Genomic DNA, 17038 nt, shown 5'->3' with positions numbered 1-17038 from the left:
AGAGCTGGTACATCGACGCACGATTATCAAAACCAATCGCCGGCAAGGCGTTATTCGCAGCGAATGCCCAAGCCAGCAGAAAGGGAATATTGCGCTGCTTTAGAAGCTCGTAGATTTTTTCTTCGCGCCAATACCCGATCAGAAGGATGCCATCCGCACCACGACTAATGAGGGCGCGGACCTGCTCAGCTTCAATCTCAGGATCATAGGAGCTGCTAGAAATAAGCAAGGTGTACCCAAGACTGTGTAACCGTTCTTGAAAGGCTTGAATGCCTTTCGCAAAAATTGCGTTCTCCATAGTCGGGATTATTGCGCCAATCGTCATCGTCCGCTTGGCAACCATAAACCGCGCTCCGAAGTTGGGTGTATAACCCAAATCCGAAACCGCTGCCTTTACCCGCTGGAGCGTATCTTTAGAAACCAGTGCGGGCGTGTTCAGTGACCTTGAGACCGTGGCGGGTGACACGCCAGCGGTTCTTGCAACATCGTCCAATGTGGGAACTATTTGGTGAGACGTCATCAAAAGCGGCTTTCTATTGGTTCGGTAGATATCATAGATTGAAACCTCAGCAAAAACAGTCAAATTCTAAGCTCGAGACATTTTTAATGAAAGCGCTTGCATCGACTCACTGAAAGCGCTTTCATGCCGGTTCAATCAGCACTCGTGAGGATCGCCATGTTTCTGTACGCATCACTGCTCGTTTTTCTTGTCTACTTTTCGAATGTAGCTGCGGGCGCGTTTTGGGATCAGGTCTACTTTGGTGATGTGGGAGAAATGCTGGTCCTGCTCGCGGCTTCGGTTTTATTCGTCGTCGCAATTTTACAAAAAGAAGCTGCTCGAAAGAACCAAAACGACAGCTGAACATTCTACTGGGAGAGACAATAATGAACGACGATACCAAAATGGTTAAATCTGCCGAGCGCAGAAATTTTCTGAAACTGTCCGCAGCGGGCGGCTTTACAGCGGCTTTGGTTGCTGGTGCAGCTGGCACGCTTTGGTCCACAGAGGCAGCCGCGCAAACCGCGAATGAAGAGCGTGATCGCGAAAAAGCAGCAGAGCACACGATGACAATCGCAACTGCGTACGTCCTTGGTGCATCGCGCAGCTATCCGATAATGCAGCTCGATCTGAAAGAGAACATTCAGAACGCAACAAACGGCAAAGTCTACGTCAAGCTCGCACCCGGCGGCCAGCTTGGTGCAGGTGGCGCACTTGTTCAGGCGGTCCAGGGTGGCACGATCCAAGCCGCGCAGCACTCCCTGTCCAATTTCGCACCTTTTGCGTCCACAGTTGATCTGATCAACATGCCATACCTGTGTGGTTCCAACCAACGTTTCACAAACTTGGTGAACTCTGATTTCTGGAAAGGCAATGTCGAGCCAAAAGTAGAAGAGAACGGCTTTAAAGCATTATTCTACGTCAATATCGACCCACGCGTTGTTGCAGTTCGTAAAGGCGGTGCAGGCGCAGTTCTGTCCCCATCCGATCTCGACGGGGTTAAGTTCCGCGTACCGGGTTCCAAGATGCTTCAGCAGTATTACCGTATGGTTGGCGCAAACCCGACGCCAGTGGCTTGGGGTGAAACACCTTCCGCGATCAAGCAGGGTGTGGCAGACGCGCTCGACCCATCTGTCGGCGCACTTTATGTATTTGGTTTCAAGGATATCCTGTCCCACGTGACCTTCACGCAAGCAGTGCCAGATTCACAGGTTTACTCATGTAACCTTGAGTGGTTCAACTCCATGCCTGCCGACATTCAGGAAGGCATCATGTGGGGCTCAGAGATGACGGCGCACCAAAACCTCTCCAAGGTGCCATCCGCACGTGCATACGCGATGGCAGAGCTGGCGAAGTCCGGCGTTGAATTCCACAGCCTCAGCGATGATCAGCTGAATGAGTGGAAAGCAGCGGGTGGCTATCAGTTGGCAGAGTGGGACAGCTTCAAGAAAGACCTTGCAGGTTCCATGGACAACTTTGCGAAGATGGAAGAGGCGGCTGGCACGCAAGGCAAATACTACGTCCACGACGCCTAAGTGTTTGGTGGGCGCGTGCCCCTACATGCGCTTGCCTTTTAATCCTAGCGGGCCTTGAGCGACTTAAGACAGCAAAAGGCCCGCATCTTTTAGGCGGACTCCCAGATGAATTTCCTAAGAAACGTTGATCAAAACGCTGAGCGCTGGTTGCTGCTCGTGTTTTACGTGATGCTCGTGATTACCATGGCCATCGAAGTTCTAAGGCGCGAGATTTTCGCATATTCCTCAATTTGGGGCGAAGAAATCGTGCGCTTTTCATTTATTTACCTTGCTTGGGTTGGTGCTGCCGCCGCTGTCAAAGAGCGCGCGCACATCCGCATCGATGTGGTTATGCACTACCTTTCACCCCCCCTGAAAGCGCTGCTTTATATCTTTGGCGATCTGGTGATGTTCGTCGTCGCCATCATTGCGCTTTATTGGTCATGGGAGACGCTGCACGTCTCTTACAAATTCGGCTCAGTCACTGACGGTCTGCGCGTCTCCAAGGTCTGGTTCCTCTTCTCGGTCCCGCTTGGCTTTGGCCTTATGATCTGGCGGCTGCTTCAGTCTTTCGCCCGCGACTTCAAATCCCTTCGCGACGGCACCCCCGTCTACGAAGGCGACACACTATTCGAATAAAGGGCGCGCACGATGCTTTGGAATACAATGAGCCAAACGGTCGAACTTGGCTGGGATTTCTATATCCCAGTGATGATGTTCGTCGCCTTAATCGCCGTCGCCGTTCCTGTCTGGGCCGCGATCGGCAGCTCTGCGATCTTGATGCTGGTAATGTCGGGTGATCTGCCACTGAGCCTTGTTGGGGAGCGGTTGTTCACTGGCATTGATGCTTTCGCTTTGACCGCCGTTCCGTTGTTTATTCTCACGGGTGACGTGTTGGTGCGCACGGGTCTCAGCCGTAAATTCCTTGACGTAGCCGAAGCATTAACCTGCTTTACCAAAGGTGGGTTCGGCTCTGCGACCGTCCTTGTCTGTGGCATGTTCGCCGCTATTTCCGGCTCCGACGCGGCAGGTGCGGCGGCGGTTGGGCGTATGACGATCGCACGTTTGGTTGAAAGCGGATACCCCCGTCCTTACGCCTGTGCGCTAGTCGCCGCGGGTGCCTGTACAGGCATTCTGATTCCGCCTTCTATCGCCTACATCATCATCGGCCTTGTGCTAGGTATATCGGCGTCCACGCTTTTCTTGGCAGCCCTCATTCCCGGTCTTGCGATCCTCCTTGCGATTTTGATCACCAACCTCATAATGAACCGTATTCACGACTACGAGGGCGGCGGAATGATGTCGTTTAGCGAATGGATGGTCGGTGTTGGCAAAGCGTTAAAATCCGGTTGGTACGCGTTCATCGTGCCGGGCATCATCTTTTACGGCATCTTCTCCGGTCGCTTGACCCCAACCGAAGCAGGCGCAACAGCAGTCGTCGTCACAATCCTCATGGGTTTCATCCTGCGCACGCTAAGCTTCGCGGACTTTCCTGCGATGCTGGTGAGTTCCGCCAAAGTAAACGGCGTGATCCTCCCGATCATAGCCTTCTCTGTCCCTCTTGCCGAAGCCCTGGCGATCATGGGTGTCCCTCAGGGGTTTGTGACCTCGATTACAGGCCTCACAAACGAGCCGTGGATCCTGATCCTGTTAATGATCGGCATCTTAATTGCCGCAGGCTGCGTCATGGAGACAACACCTAACATCGTAATCCTTGCACCGATCCTCAAGCCATTAGCGGACAACATCGGCATGAATGAAATCCAGTTCTGCATCATGATGATCACGGCGTTGGGTGTTGGATTTATTACCCCGCCATTAGGACTTAACTTGTTCGTTGTCGCAGGCATTACCGGAGAGTCGATCCTCAAAATTGCGGTTCGTGCTGTTCCGTTCGTTTTGTGCATGTTTATTGTGGTCCTCTTCATTGCCTACGTGCCTGCAATTTCCACAACGCTTTTGCCTGACATCTATAAATAAACTCTAACCCACCTGTCGCCCCACGAAATTAAAAGACGGATCAATCAAGATGATCAAATGAAAACCAAGCAACACTCGCTCACTTTACTTATCTGCATTGACTGATCATAGCGGCAGACTGGCATATGTCATTGGTGCCGAAACATGGACGGGACAAAGACCGACCCAATCGCTGTTAACGTCTGGTGCAAAAGTTGTGACTGTAACGCGTATGGAGAAAGACGAAGATGAGTTGGCAAAACTCCATCTAGGTAACCTTGAGGTTTTCAGGGTATTGAACGTCATTGAGAAATGACCCGGTATTGTTCCCTAGATTTGACCCGCTCTTAGTTGCGTATCGGTAGCTATGCTTTGGTCAATGTGGTTGCCTCCTTTGTGGTTTTTGCTGAGGCCTCTGAGCTGGCCTTGAGTAGGTAGCTGTCGTTGCTGGTTTCAAGGATGTGGCAGCTATGTGTGTGACGGTCGAGTAATGCAGTTGTCATCATTGCGTCCATTGCCTGACGACACATGCTCGCATGTGTGAGAGGGTCCGAAGACCTGCGCCCACACTCACTGAAGCTGTGGTCGGTCGTGATCACCGCCCGCCAGTGCATTGCCAAGCAATGTCCCAAGAAGATCATGATCTCCGCCTTCTTTGCGCAACATGTGATCCTATAGTCGACGGAAGGGGTCAGGCATCTCTGTAAACGGCGTACCATTGCGCAGGGCCCCCGGTTTGCGTTGGATGGCCGCCATATAATGGCGCCAATCATAGATAGCTTTGCGAGGCTTGCGGAGGGACCGATCGATGATCCGTTCATGTTCGCAGACAGTTTGACCTTCAGCGACAATGACCAACCGCTCTTGGTAAACACGAAGACTGATAGGGCGGTTCGCAAAACTGGCAGGCACGCTGTACCGGTTGCGTTCGAAGGTGATCAAGCAACCTCTACAGTCGAGAAAATTTCAAATCCAAAAGGGCAGTTTTAGAAGTCGCCCTTGAGATCGCTCGCGCGGCGCGGTGAACCGCGCGTTCAAGGTGCTGTTTTCAAAGTGCGATAAAAATCTTCAAAGATTGCGTCGCGGGCCACATCATACGCCTCCAACATCGCATGGCGCGAAGCATCTTTTTGCCAATACAGCGCCTCGTCCAAATGTGGCGAAGTCGTTAGGTGAGTCGGCACATAAGAAGCGTCCAGCATCCATGCGACGTTGATGATATCCCAGATCACCCAAGTCTTTGTGTCCGGCTGAGAAATCGCGTATTTCTTATGCAGCGGATTGTTTGTGTAGAGGTGCCAGAGGTAGTCACCAATCGCCCCACGCCCCTTCACGAACTGCTCCATTTCGGGCAGCGAAATCGTCAGCTGCGCGCCCACGTGATACCCTGGCAAATAGACATGCGGCACGCCACATTCATAGATCAAACGTGACGACAGCCGATCCTGTACAAGGTTCAGCGAAGGTTCATTACAAAACGGCGAGTAGCTCGGGAAACCAGAGGTCCAGACCACCACCATATTATCGATAATGTCCGGAGCCATCAGCAAGGCGGAGCCAATATTCGGCAGCGCGCCCATGGCCAGTACGTAGACGGGGCCATCTTCACGGTTGCGGCATTGATTAATGATGAATTGCGCGGCCTCGGATTCTACCGGCTTGTCATAGCTCGGCAAATGCGCGGGCGAGCCGCGAAATACCTTGCCCACGTGGGGAACATCACAGGCATCAAATACCCGCAGGATTTCCTCGTACGAGCGTTCCTCACCCACATCAGGCGTCACAAACTCGATGTCATCCGCCGTGCGTCCATCTGCCATCAACCGCTTGGCCCAACCCGCAAAGGGGCCGACAAACTTGCTGTCATGATCACTGCCCCCACCCTTTTGCAGTGCCGCTACCGCGTCATAAAGCCCATCGCGGTGATGCAAGAAGGAAAACGGCGCGGCAGTCACACCCTCCAGCTTCATCCGGTCTTGCGAGAGCAAGGCCCAAGCAACCGCATATTGATCATCAATCTCGTTGGCCGTGTCGGTGTCGATGATAACACGTGGCATTGGACCGGGCCGCCCTAATCGCCGAGCCATCAGTTCCGGATCCAATGGGGTGAACCGTGCTACGGCTTCTTTCAACGTGGTCATGTCAACACCTCTTTAATTACCAAAGCCTTTACCAAAGGCCTCTTCTTTGATGAACCGTTCCGTGATCAGTAGCAGGATGATACCTGGCACTGTCACCACCAGCGTGATCCCCGCAGCTGATGCATCGAGAGTTCCACCCGAGATTTTCGAGAACAGCAGCGTCGGCAAGGTCACGATTTTTCCCTGTCCCATAAAAAAGGTCAGCAAGAAAATGTTGGTCGAGACCAGAAACGTAAACAGCGCCCCCGCCACCACGCCGGGCAACAACATGGGCAGCGTGACCAAGCGCAATATCTGCCACCGGCTTGCGCCAAGGATCATGGCTTGCTCTTCAAAATCGCGGCCCAAGCCCTGATAGACCGCTGTAAGCATGCGGATCATGTACGGGATGGTAGGGATCAAATGCACAATAATGATGCCCGTATAACTGCCCGCGAGCCCAATATGGATAAATATCATCAACAGCGCGATGCCGATGGCGGCCTCAGGCACGATCAGCGGCATGGAGAGGAAAAACTCAAACGCCGGTTTGCCCTTAAATCTTTCGCGCGCCAGCACGCGCGCTGCAGGCAAGCAAATGATCAGGCAGATCACCGTGACGACACAGCCGATGTAGATCGTATTCAGTGTCGCCTCCCACACTTGGCTATAGGGCGAGATCACATAGTCCCAGGCCAGCGGCAGGATAGATTTTTCTCGCTGCTCAAGCCACCATGTACCAGGCAGCAGGTCTGGCCATGCCCAGCGAAAGGCGAAACTTTGGATAATTAGAGGAATGAACGGGCCTAGGATGAAGCCTGCGACTAACAGCAGATATAGCTTTTGATACGGGCCCAGACGTTCATTCAGAGCTACGGAGGAGGTTTTACGCGCCATCAGTTCCGCCCAATCCGTCGCTCGTAGCGGCGATAGAACGCGAGGTAGCTATAGAGGATCACGCCTGCCACCAAGGCGATAGACACAACCGTTGCCATGCCCTGCAATTGTAATGTGTAGTCGGCGTCGTTGAAATAGCGCCATGCCACCACTGGCAGCGTATCAGGAAAGCCGCCGCCCAGAATAAACGGTGCCTCGAATGCGCCAATGTTAAAGGCAAAGATGATCAGCGTGGAAGAAATGATCCCCGGTAAAATTTGCGGCAACGTCACTTGAAAGAAAATCTGCCGCTTGTTAGCCCCAAGGATCGCCGCGGCCTCTTCGGTTTCGCGGCCCACCCCGAGCAGAACGGCATAGATCGTCAGCGCTACAAACGGCGTCTGCTTCCAGACATAGACCGCGATAATGCCCCAACCCATATGGGTTTTCAGGATCTGCGGGAATTGGCTGGGATCATCGATAAACCCCGTAAAGGCCATGAGCCGGGATAACATGCCTCCATTGCCAAGCATGATCACCGCAAGAGCGATGCCGACAGTATAAGGGATCATTAGCGGCAGCTTGTAGAGGTATTTATAGAGAGTCTTTGACGGAAAGGTCCGCACCAGCGCCAGCGCCAGCAAGATACCAAAGACCAGTGATAGCAATGTCGCCACAATCGCATAATAGAGCGTCAGTCCGAGCGATTTCCAAAAAAACACATCCCCCCAAAGGGCCGCAAAATAAGAGAAGTCGGGAAAAGTGTTCACTCCGAACCAAGGCGCAAAGCCCAAGCTCTGAGCTACGCCCAGTACCAACGCGCCACCAAAGAGTACAACCAAGACCGTCATCACAGGCATGAGCTGGATCCACATCCAGATACGTTCGCGCCGATGACGGGCAAGTTCTTTGGTTTCGGGCACGTCTTATCCTTTTTGAAATGAGGCCCCGACACTTCGCCGGAGCCTCGTTGCGTTTTACTTCAGGTTGGCAACCGCATTTGCCACGATCGCTTCGATGCTCTCAGAGCTATCGCGCTCAATGTATTCAAGCCAAGTCGCCTCGATCACATCCACCAGCGTCGCGTTTGTATCTGGCGCTGTGTTTGCATCCAGATCCGCCTGCGTCACGCCCACGAGACCAGGGGAGGCCGCATCGAGCTTTGCGGAATCCTCAGCGCTCAACCGCCATGGATCGATGCCAGGAGGCATACCAGCTATCTCTAGCTTGGTGGCTTGGCTGTCTACGGACGCCATGTAGTTCGCCATGACCATCGCCGCGGCTGGATTTGGCGCATTGCCCGGGATCACAAGATAATTCTTGTTTTTGATCATGTTGCCTTCAGGAAAGACGAACTGCTCAGCACCCTCAGGATAGGTGCCATCGCGCAGACCGGTCGCGACGCCGTATAGCCCAAATTGGCAAGAAAAGTCGATCTCGCCGTTCAAAAACAACCCATCCAACGCTTTTGGGTCTTCAGGATAGCGCGCCGTGCCCCCTGCGCCCAGTAGGTGTGGCTCGAGCGCTTTAAGGTATTCAAAGCCCGGCGTGATTAGCCGCGCCAGTTCTGCAGCGCCCATCTCACCAATTGAGGCTTGGAACGGCACCGCTCCATTGCCATCAGGGTTATGAGCATACATTGCTGCTTGCACAAAAGTGTTGCCGATGAAATGCGGCGGCTTTACGTAGGTAAATTTGCCCGGATTGGCTTCCAGATAGCTCATCATCCCGTCAAATGTGCTCGGAGCATCCCCAGACACACGGGCTGTATTCACTGCGCAGACGTACTGCTGGCCGGACCAAGGCATCTCTGACGCGTTGGTCTCTACGCCAAAGTCACGCAAATTGAGCAAGGCGCGCGGGTCCTCCGGGTTCCATTCGATGTTAACAGAATTTGGTAGTTTGTCCGCAAAGGCTCCCAGCAGGGCATCCTGCCGCTTGAGCGTTGCGAAGTTTTCGCCGTTGACCCAGATTGCATCAACACTGCCCTCGCCGAGACCTTTTCCAGCGCCTTTTTCAGCCAGCACTAGATCAACTGCATCTTTGGTGCCGGTGATCCGCACAGGGTTCAGTTTAACCCCTTCAGCGGCCAAGGCTGGCACTGCAACGCTGTCCATCCAAATGTTGATCTTGTCGCTACCGCCCCAATAATAAAGGTTGATCTCACCTTCTTCTTTGGCGCGTGTTTGAACGTCCTCCCAACTGACGTCTCCTGCAACAAATCCATCACGGAATGCGGTCGCGTCTTGCGCAAGCGCAGTCCCTGCCATCAGGCTGCCGATCACCGACAGGCTTAGTAGTGTCTTTCTCATCGTATCTTCCTCCTCTGATTTGGTCGTTCTTGATTACGGGTTGTCTTGAATAATCCAGATGCGTTCAGGCGGGATGGTCAGCCAAACGGGCTGGTCAATTTCCACCATGCGGCGCGACTGTTCGATGACTTGAATCGTTTCTCCACCGCACTCGACTGAATAGGTGATGTTCGCGCCAAAGAATTCACGGGCGGTGATTTTGCCTTGAAGAATATTCGGCTCATCCGTGATCTCATCCAAGTGTAGATCAATCGCCTCGCCTCGCAACATTAGCTGGGCTTGGCCATCAGGCACAGTATCTTGCAGCGTTAACGCACCAAAGACCGCGGTCGCCGTCTTGCCAGAAATCGAGGCCTCAAAGACGTTTGTGGCCCCCATGAAATCGGCAATTTCGATGCTATTGGGACGTTTATACAAGGCATCCGGCGCGTCATATTGCGCGAGGTTACCATCAAAAATTACGGCCACCCGATCCGCCAGCTCCATTGCTTCAATCTGGTCGTGTGTCACAAATATTGTTGTAATCCCTAGGCGTTGCTGCAACTCGCGAATAAATCGCCGCATCTCTCCACGCAGCTTGGTATCGAGGTTCGCCAACGGTTCGTCCATCATAAGAACCGACGGGTTTGTGATCAGCGTGCGCGCGATCGCCACCCGCTGCATTTGACCGCCCGAAAGCTGCGCAGGAAAGCGATGACGAAAGTCCTGCAACTGCACCACGTCAAGGATCTCTGTCAGACGTTTATCAATGTCCGCCTTGTCTATACCGCGCACTTTTAATCCGAACATGACGTTCTTCTCAACAGTCATATGCGGAAATAACGCGTAGCGTTGAAACACCATACCTACATTGCGCTTTTGGACGGCGACTTCGGAAACATCCTCGCCATCAAAGCAAATTTGGCCGGCAGAAGGCACTTCCAGCCCTGCAATCATCCGCAAGGTCGTCGTTTTGCCGCAGCCCGAGGGGCCCAACAGCGCAACCAACTCACCCGATTTGATATCCAGATCGATATTCGAAATGGCCGTGAAATTGCCAAAGTCCTTTCGAACACCTTTGAGCTGCACAGCGGTCATCGGGCAGCTCCCGTGGGCAAGCCATTATGGGCAGGGATCACGACCATTGCCTCCATCCCGCACCATTGGGCGAATTCTTCAAAGACAGCACGGTGTTGGCCCGGCACCAAGATGAAATGATGTTCCAAGCCGTGCTCCATCACTGACGTCACCACATCTCGCGCTGAACACGCCCCGTCCGCACTAGAAAACCCACCGATCCATCCCCGGCAACCCGTGAAGCCTATCGCAGGTCCCTCAGCCACGTACCCTTCAACCGCAAAACGAGCGGTTCCATGGCGCGAAACCCGGATGACCGTGCAATCGCCGTGGGCAAATTCATAATCCGCAATTGCGCCATAGATCGAGCCAGCGTCAGTTCCGCGACCAATCATTGGATGATTGATCCAAGCGACGTCGTCCTTTGCCATGTAAAGCGGTCCGCCGCCGCCATGCCACATCAAGATCTGGTCGCGCTCAAAATCAGGCGAAGTCATGTCCAAGAGACACCCCACCTTGCCCGTTAACGATTTCGCTACCAATTGCGTAACTGCTCCAAGAATGTCCCCCTCAGAGGCAACAGGCAGCCCATCATTTTCTTCCAGCCAGCTGAAAGCGGCGCCGGGATGCATCCCAGGGTTTTCTTGCAGCGCAGGCCAATCCGACACCGCGAGCGCATCATACCCACCATCTGCCGCAATCGCGCGCATCGCGAGAGACGCGCGCGCGCTCAGTGCCATTTGTTTATCTGATACGCCGCGCACCTCTGCAGCCTTGGCCATCGCCGCCAGTTCGGTTGCCACATCAGCCTCCGACTGCGCCGCCATGAGGTCCGTCATATGATGCATGTCGATATGATCGCACCAAACGCCCAACTGTCGCATCAGCGTATCGGTGGATACCTCCATGTTGTAAAAGGTCATCGCCAAGCCACCGATGACACCAATCTTGGCCCCGTCCAGCGCCTTTTTGGCCGACAGTGCACGGATGGTCTGACCCATCCTTTGTGTCAGGTCCGCGTCGCCCGGTGCACCCAAATACCACTGAAGCGGATCGGCTGACAGATCACGCACGCCCCGCGCAATGGACATTGTCATGTTAAGCGAGACAAAATTGTTAAGCTGAATATCATCAACGAGCGTTGGTTCTGGCGTGGCCCAGACCCCCATCGGTAAGTACGTGCGCGCCACCTCGCGCGCCACATCCCCCATCGAAAACCCACCATGCAGCAACATTAGAAAATCAGCGCCTTGCGCCTGAACTTCGTGCACGGCCTCACGTACGTCTGCGGCGTTCATCGGGATAGCCTCCGCCACCACAACGCGCGCACCGTGCGCCTCTGCCAGCTCTTTCAGCCAACTCTCGCAAGCTTCAAACACACCGTGCTTTTGAGGGAAATAGCTTGGAAGCGAGGCTTTGATCAGGCCAATAGTCAGCGGCATATGTGGTTCCTGTTTCATATTATGCGATCTGCCGTGGGGCTGGCCCGGCTAGGTCAAAGCTGATTGGGCCTTCGCGAAAAACCTGATCAAAAAAGACCGCATTGCCATCGCTGTCAAAGGCTGTGCAGGCCTGAGACAGAATAGGAGCGTTTTCAAGCACATCCAACACGCCCGAGACACGCGCAGTCGCAAGCAAGCTATCAAGCGTTTCGCACGCAGTGGTCCATTCCAGGCTAAAGTCCTGCCGAAGAATGCGTAGGATGGACTGGTTTTGTCCCGTCTCAGGGAAATGATGCGCACCGATCTGTGGCACAAGGCGCAGCGGGATCCATGTCTGGGTCAGCATTCGAGGCTCGCCATCTACAGTGCGCAGGCGTTCCACCATCGCAAGCGGGTCGCCGAAGAGAGCTGCGATCTCTGCAGGAATGTCCATGGCAGGCGTTTCAACCCGTAGCAATTTCGCCCCCGGCACACGGCCCTCAATCAAGACCTTATCGGTAAAGCTAACCAGACAGGTCGATGCGGGTGGCGACAGGGTTGCAACACTATATCCGCTGCCTTGGCGCGACGTTAGAAAACCCGCACGAACCAGCATTTCCAGTGCTTTGCGCACTGTTACGCGGCTGACATCAAAGGCCTGAGACAGATCGCCCTCAGTAGGCAAGCGCATTCCAATCGCATATTGACCACTATGCAAACGCTGCAATATCTTGTCATGCACCACCTGATATTTGGGCGCCATGCTCATGATATGGCATCTTTCAATTGCGCCAAACGGTCCCGACCGGTTGCCTTCATCCAACGCTCCATGGCCACTGGGCCTTCGGCACAGAAGATTCCAATGGCGTCACTCCAGATCGCGCGACCGCACATGAACCCTTTGGCACTCACTCCTGCATCACGCGACATTTTCAACGCGTCGCGGAACTGCTCGAACGTTACACCGGCGCTGAGATACAATAGCGGGATATCTCCGGCCGCTTCAGCGGCATTTGCAAATGCGGTCTTTGCCTGTTCTTGGGACATCGTGGTGCCGATATGTGCAAGGCTGACCGGGATTTCGACTTTTAGAAAATCGATATTGAATATGGGATCGGCAAAACGCGCAGTAGCTGCGCGCACCAATTCGGGCTTGGCCAAGGCATACTCTGCCGACGTGCCATCAAGAAGCGCACGGTCATAGACAATTGGCTCAAAAAGAAACGTCACCCCATGCGCGCGGCACTCCGCGCCCACCTGCGCTACTAAATCCGCCTTGCGTCGGTTCAACTCAGTCGGATCATTAGGACCGTAATAAAGAAAGAATTTCGAGATCGGCACACCTAGGTCAGAATAGTCTGCGACCTTCAGGTTTTCGGGTAGTTTGGTGATCCGGTCTTCATCCGCGATGTGATAAACATCCGCTTCATACGCCAGCATTTTGGTGCAGCTTGCAGCGTATGACGGCAACAGCTCGCGCCCCAATGCCGCGTCCACCAGCACTGTAGAGGCGTATGGGCTAAGCGTTTCCACCACGATGCGTTTGAAGGTGAAAAGATCATCGCCTTGCGCCTGTGCGCCGCGCCCATCCCGCAATACCGCTTCAAGCCCGCTGCCTTGATCAACCGCAACCCCGAATACTGGACCTTCTGAAAAAATCATGAACCCTCCAATTGTATTGCCGGAAAGTACGGCGTGTCCGACGGTGCGCACCAAAGGGACAACAGGTCCGGCGTTGGTTCAAGAAATGAGATCGAAAAACCACCCATTTCTTGCGTTGTCACGTAGCTGCCAATCATCGGCGCTATTGCTGTGACGCCTTGTGCCGCCAATGCCTTGCGCGTTTCCTCCCAGATCGTGAGCAACTCCATCAAAGTAGTGCCACCCATGCCGTTGATAATAACGCAGGCCCGTGACCCTGTCGCCATGGGGCGATCTGCCAAGAGTTTTTCAACCATCTGCGCCACGAGAGCATGCACCGGCCCCACTTTAGCACGGCCCACACCCGGTTCACCGTGCACGCCCATGCCGAGGAAAATCTCATCCTCCGGCAAGCTGAACATTTTCTGTCCCGTTAACGGTGACACCGGCGGTGTCACAGCAGCGGCCAGCGTGACCAAACGCTCGCGCACAGTCTCTCCGAGAGTTACGAGATCTTCCAATGAGCGACCTTCTTCTGCTCCAGCTCCGAGAATTTTGTACAGAAACATAGTCCCTGGCGCGCCGCGCCGGTCTTGTTTGCGCTCGGGCGGGGCGGCTGAGATGTCATCATACATCGGCAAGGGTACAGTTTTCAGCCCAAGATCAGCGGCCATCATCGCAGCCGCCCGCCCGTTGATCATGTCACCAGAGTGCTGGGATATCAGAAGGATCGATCCTGCCTTGCCGGTCATTTCGCTAAGCCCATCGAGGATCAGATCAGCCGACGGGGCCGCGAAAACATCGCCCACAATGTTAGCGTCCAACAGCCCCTGCCCCACAAACCCCATTGCAATCGGTTCGTGACCAGAACCATTCCCGATTAGAAGCGTGACTTTTTCGTCCGCATCTTTGACATGGGTGGCACGTTTGATCACGCGGGGATCACTGCTGCCACGTTGCACTTGCCCGAACGCACTGACAAAACCATCAAGCATGTCTTCGACCATCGTTTCAGCACTATTAAAGAGCTTTTTCACGGGGTCACCTCGCGCAACACTTCAAGAAAATGCACCACAGACACGGCACCAGGATCAAGATGATCCCGCCCACCATTTTCGACATATTGCGCACGGCCTCGACGCGCAGAGAGATCTTTCGTGGCGTCGCGCCCCGTTTTCGCAGCATGGATCGCAGCATCCAGATCGCCCGAACCCAGCACTGCAGTCGCAGGACTTAGGGCATCCACCATGCTTTTGTCACCCAGCGCGACTTCGCCCAAATCACAAATCCGCTCGCACGCGCGCGTGAGCCCTTTATTCAGCGAAGCACCCGTTTCAAGATGCGCCTCAATCTCCAGTAATATTAGACCAAACAAAGTGCCCGATGCGCCGCCCGAGGCCCGCATAAACGCTTTTGCTTGCTGGCCACTTGCCGCAGCCTCCGCCTTGCTCAACCCGCGCAACATTGTCGCCCCGTGATCGCCGTCGCCAATGGCTGCATCCAATGCGTTTAACTGCACGGCTTCACCCGCGAAACGGGTCTTGAGTGCCGCAAAGAAAGGCCTAGCCGACATTGGCGAACACCTCTTTGAGATAGGCCAGTGTTTTGACTGCTGCATCTGTAGGATCCAGCTCGATGTCCCGCCAGATGTTCAAATCTCGACTAGAGGCATGGCCCGCCATAACGAACATCTCAGCAACGACCCATTTATCATAGCCAATCTCTGCCAACGCCCGCGCGTCGGCTGCAAAATCATACCGCCCAGACCCAGGCCGCCCACGATCATTATCGGACACATGGTAATGAACGAGCTTATCGCCCGCTGCGCGCAAGGCCGCCGGCGGGTCTTTTTCTTCGATGTTCATATGAAAACTATCGAGGAGCACGCCGATATGATCAGACCCGCACGCGCGTGCGATGGCACATGTTTCAGCGGCGGTTGACGTTAAATCGCTTTCAAAGCGATTCAATGCCTCGATACCTAAGCTCACTCCTTCAGCATCTAGGATGCTATCCAACAGTGCCAAAGTCTCGGCAGAACGGGCCGCACGCGCACGTTTGTTCACGGGGTCAAACACCCCCCACGGGGCCGCGACCACACCGGCCAGACCTTTTGATCCCAGTCGCGCCGTCACTTGAATAGCTTCGCTCAAGACTGCCACAGCATTGTCGCGCACTGCCGGATCATCCGAGGTCGGATCCGCGTCGGGCCCAAGTCCGGTTGAGCAGGTCAGCTCTAGCCCGCACCCAACGGCTTGCGCGCGAATTTCTTCTGCGCGATCCAAACCGATCCCCAAAAGAGACACTTCTACACCGTCAAATCCAATGTCAGCCGCTGTTTTGAAAATGGGTGCAGGATCGTCGGTCCAGGCCTTCATCCAAAGCCCTGCGTGAATTCCGAACTTCATTGCAGCGCCTCCCGAAAGGTGATGTTAGTTCATATTAGTAGTAACAAATTAAACCTGTCAACTATCCTCTTGCGGTCTGTCAGTTTTGGAAAATCCCAGCACGAGCCAAAAGCTTAACGCAGCGAGAACAATGCAAATCAGTAGAGAGGCCTTTAACGTACCAGTACTATCCATGAGCCAGCCAGCACTCCATGGTCCGATCAACCCTGCGACGCCCCAGCCAACAAACACCCATCCAAATGACGCGGAAAATGTGGACGCTTCAACCTGTGATTTCACCAAGAGCGGCATTGACGCGGCAAGCTGTCCGTACCCAAAGGCCACAAAGAATAGCAATCCTACAACCAAGATTGGCGTCGCGGCGAAAATCAAACTTCCAAGCGTGATCAACGTCGCCACCATAGCTCCTGCAATCGCGCGCGCTGGTCCAAACCAGCCAGCGCTCAAAGCAGACGACAGCCGCCCAAGCGTATTTCCAATGGCCGACAAAAAGATCGCAAGGCTGGTCAATCCCAAACCATCTGCCCCACGCGGCAAGATCTGCGAGGCAAAACCAATAACAATCAAACCAGAGGACGAGCCTGCAGCGAAGATAACCCCAAGAACGACAATCGTTTTGTCGGGCAAGATCATCCGTTTCGCGGGTGTTTGTTCGACTGTTTCGGACGTGAAAGACGATCCCGCAAAAAATGCGAGCAGCGCGACAAAGACAAAACAAACCAAAACGGGCGCATGCGACCACAAAGACCAACCTGATGTATTCAACCAGAACTGGACCGGACCAAACACTGCACCACCCAGCCCAAAGGACGCGACGCTGATCGGTATCAGCAAAGTCGCCGAAGCCGTAAAACTGGCTGTTGCAAGGGCGTGATTGTAAAGCGCACCGCAGATGAGGCCGAAGCATACTCCGTAAGATGCAACAAAGGTCCCAAACCCTGCGCTTGCCCCTGCGCCGCTCAGAGCTAGAACCGCCAGCACTGCGAGCAACGCCAACCGGTAGCGCGACGACATGCGCTTCAGAAAATATGGCCCCAGCAACACCCCGACTGTAAAACTGACTAAAGCCAGCGAAAACACCATGGACGCCAATGCATTACTCACTGCGAATTGCGCGCGCACTGCAGGCATGTAGCCGGACCACCCATATAGGCTTCCTGCGCCAAAACACCCTAAGATAGTCAGCCCTGAATGTACCCTGCCCGCAGCAAGAGACATGATGAAGCGCCTCC

General features: G+C 54.3%; 17 protein-coding genes and 2 pseudogenes. 4 read left to right on the top strand and 15 right to left on the bottom strand.

Annotated features, from left to right (window positions below; translation table 11 throughout):
* On the bottom strand, positions 1-520 hold a 520-nt coding region (locus QZ280_RS14250; RefSeq protein ID WP_293445385.1), incomplete at its 3' end, for a LacI family DNA-binding transcriptional regulator.
* 156 nt (positions 521-676) lie between these two features.
* Here QZ280_RS14250 and QZ280_RS14245 point away from each other — a divergent pair.
* The 4 genes from QZ280_RS14245 to QZ280_RS14230 all read left to right on the top strand — a co-directional run bounded on the left by QZ280_RS14245 (position 677) and on the right by QZ280_RS14230 (position 3993).
* Positions 677-862: a hypothetical protein gene (locus QZ280_RS14245; RefSeq protein ID WP_293445381.1), complete on the top strand. Its 186-nt coding sequence runs from the start codon at positions 677-679 to the stop codon at positions 860-862.
* A 23-nt stretch (positions 863-885) separates the two neighbouring features.
* Complete coding sequence (locus tag QZ280_RS14240) at positions 886-2034, top strand: TRAP transporter substrate-binding protein (protein WP_293445379.1); 1149 nt, start codon at positions 886-888, stop codon at positions 2032-2034.
* Between the two features lie 105 nt (positions 2035-2139).
* Positions 2140-2652 carry a TRAP transporter small permease gene (locus QZ280_RS14235; protein WP_293445377.1) on the top strand — a complete coding sequence of 171 codons (513 nt, stop codon included), beginning with the start codon at positions 2140-2142 and terminating at the stop codon, positions 2650-2652.
* Between the two features lie 12 nt (positions 2653-2664).
* Positions 2665-3993 carry a TRAP transporter large permease gene (locus tag QZ280_RS14230; RefSeq protein ID WP_293445375.1) on the top strand — a complete coding sequence of 443 codons (1329 nt, stop codon included), beginning with the start codon at positions 2665-2667 and terminating at the stop codon, positions 3991-3993.
* A gap of 344 nt (positions 3994-4337) precedes the next feature.
* Here the strand turns inward: QZ280_RS14230 and QZ280_RS14225 are convergent.
* From QZ280_RS14225 to QZ280_RS14160, 14 genes and pseudogenes are all read right to left on the bottom strand, one after another.
* Positions 4338-4475, bottom strand: a pseudogene (locus tag QZ280_RS14225) (ATP-binding protein); the annotation flags it as partial.
* Between the two features lie 172 nt (positions 4476-4647).
* A pseudogene (locus tag QZ280_RS14220) lies at positions 4648-4917 on the bottom strand (IS21 family transposase); the annotation flags it as partial.
* Positions 4918-5006: 89 nt separating this feature from the next.
* Positions 5007-6113, bottom strand: a complete 1107-nt coding sequence (locus tag QZ280_RS14215; protein WP_293445373.1) for a nucleoside hydrolase — start codon at positions 6111-6113, stop codon at positions 5007-5009.
* A 12-nt stretch (positions 6114-6125) separates the two neighbouring features.
* Positions 6126-6989, bottom strand: coding sequence for an ABC transporter permease (locus QZ280_RS14210; RefSeq protein WP_293445371.1), 864 nt, complete (start codon positions 6987-6989; stop codon positions 6126-6128).
* On the bottom strand, positions 6989-7891 hold the full coding sequence (locus QZ280_RS14205) for a sugar ABC transporter permease (RefSeq protein WP_293445369.1): 903 nt from the start codon (positions 7889-7891) through the stop codon (positions 6989-6991). The genes QZ280_RS14210 and QZ280_RS14205 overlap by 1 nt, the downstream gene beginning before the upstream one ends.
* Positions 7892-7945: 54 nt before the next feature.
* Positions 7946-9280 carry an ABC transporter substrate-binding protein gene (locus tag QZ280_RS14200; RefSeq protein ID WP_293445367.1) on the bottom strand — a complete coding sequence of 445 codons (1335 nt, stop codon included), beginning with the start codon at positions 9278-9280 and terminating at the stop codon, positions 7946-7948.
* Positions 9281-9313: 33 nt separating this feature from the next.
* Positions 9314-10357, bottom strand: a complete 1044-nt coding sequence (locus QZ280_RS14195; RefSeq protein ID WP_293445366.1) for an ABC transporter ATP-binding protein — start codon at positions 10355-10357, stop codon at positions 9314-9316.
* Complete coding sequence (locus QZ280_RS14190; RefSeq protein WP_293445364.1) at positions 10354-11778, bottom strand: hypothetical protein; 1425 nt, start codon at positions 11776-11778, stop codon at positions 10354-10356. The genes QZ280_RS14195 and QZ280_RS14190 overlap by 4 nt, the downstream gene beginning before the upstream one ends.
* A gap of 19 nt (positions 11779-11797) precedes the next feature.
* Entirely contained in the window at positions 11798-12526 is a 729-nt protein-coding gene (locus QZ280_RS14185) for a GntR family transcriptional regulator (protein WP_293445362.1), read from the bottom strand.
* The gene (locus QZ280_RS14180; RefSeq protein WP_293445360.1) at positions 12523-13419 is read right to left on the bottom strand and encodes a tagatose 1,6-diphosphate aldolase; all 897 of its coding nucleotides are present in this window, start codon (positions 13417-13419) and stop codon (positions 12523-12525) included. The genes QZ280_RS14185 and QZ280_RS14180 overlap by 4 nt, the downstream gene beginning before the upstream one ends.
* Positions 13416-14435: a dihydroxyacetone kinase subunit DhaK gene (locus tag QZ280_RS14175; protein ID WP_293445358.1), complete on the bottom strand. Its 1020-nt coding sequence runs from the start codon at positions 14433-14435 to the stop codon at positions 13416-13418. The genes QZ280_RS14180 and QZ280_RS14175 overlap by 4 nt, the downstream gene beginning before the upstream one ends.
* Positions 14432-14971, bottom strand: coding sequence for a DAK2 domain-containing protein (locus QZ280_RS14170; RefSeq protein WP_293445356.1), 540 nt, complete (start codon positions 14969-14971; stop codon positions 14432-14434). The genes QZ280_RS14175 and QZ280_RS14170 overlap by 4 nt, the downstream gene beginning before the upstream one ends.
* Positions 14961-15806: a sugar phosphate isomerase/epimerase family protein gene (locus tag QZ280_RS14165; RefSeq protein WP_293445354.1), complete on the bottom strand. Its 846-nt coding sequence runs from the start codon at positions 15804-15806 to the stop codon at positions 14961-14963. The genes QZ280_RS14170 and QZ280_RS14165 overlap by 11 nt, the downstream gene beginning before the upstream one ends.
* A 57-nt stretch (positions 15807-15863) precedes the next feature.
* On the bottom strand, positions 15864-17024 hold the full coding sequence (locus QZ280_RS14160) for a hypothetical protein (protein WP_293445353.1): 1161 nt from the start codon (positions 17022-17024) through the stop codon (positions 15864-15866).
* Positions 17025-17038 lie beyond the last annotated feature (14 nt).

Origin of the sequence: Planktotalea sp., assembly GCF_018607995.1 — a bacterium.
In the GTDB taxonomy this organism is placed as follows: Bacteria; Pseudomonadota; Alphaproteobacteria; order Rhodobacterales; family Rhodobacteraceae; genus Planktotalea.
The sequence above is the reverse complement of the archived record's forward strand: the minus strand, read 5'-3'. Positions and strand labels throughout refer to the sequence as shown.